The organism is Thiocapsa imhoffii, from assembly GCF_016583985.1.
GTDB lineage: Bacteria > Pseudomonadota > Gammaproteobacteria > Chromatiales > Chromatiaceae > Thiocapsa > Thiocapsa imhoffii.
In genome coordinates this window covers 1-578 of record NZ_NRSD01000098.1, presented here as the reverse complement: position 1 = coordinate 578, position 578 = coordinate 1, and the positions used below count along the sequence as shown (strand labels likewise).

Here is a 578-nt window from a genome sequence, read left to right as displayed (position 1 = left end):
GACGCTCTGGAGCAGCACAAACAGTTTCATCAGGACCTGTCGAGCGGCTTTCCCATCGTAGATGTTAGCGGCATGCGCACTCACGACGAGCAAGCAACCCATTGTATCGACTACAATATGTCGCTTCATTCCGGCTCTCCCGGATCTCATGGGGTCATGTTATCATATAAATCAGTCACTTGATGGCGGTGCTCCGCTAAAATGTCATTCGAGCGCTTTTGATGATGACTTTCGATAATGATACGATTCAGGCCCTTTTAAATCTTCCTGACCTCGCAATTGAACGGGTGGTTTTAGGTGAACGTAAAACGTTGAGAATTGACGTTCATAGTACCCTAGAAGGAACGCAGTGTCACCGTTGTGGCAAGCCGATTCATCATGCTTATGGTTTGGGTAATGAGATCGAACTTCGACATTTGCCGCTACTCGAATACCGAGTGCTGTTGATCTTACGTCCTAAGCGCTATCAATGTCGCTCCTGCGAAGGGCATCCAACGACAAGTCAAACCCTGTCATGGTATACGCCACGTGCCTCAGTCACAAAAGCTTTCGAGCAACAGATGCTTTTGGAATTGATC

Annotated in this window: 2 protein-coding genes; one reads left to right on the top strand and one right to left on the bottom strand. The window is 47.8% G+C overall.

Translation table 11 applies throughout. From position 1 onward, the window contains the following. A partial coding sequence (locus tag CKO25_RS21885; RefSeq protein WP_338115200.1) for a transposase occupies nt 1-150 on the bottom strand: 150 nt, incomplete at its 3' end. 71 nt (nt 151-221) lie between these two features. On the opposite strand from CKO25_RS21885, the gene CKO25_RS20810 reads away from it, so the two are divergent. After that, nucleotides 222-578: transposase family protein (locus tag CKO25_RS20810; RefSeq protein ID WP_200389846.1), on the top strand; the 357-nt coding region annotated here is incomplete at its 3' end.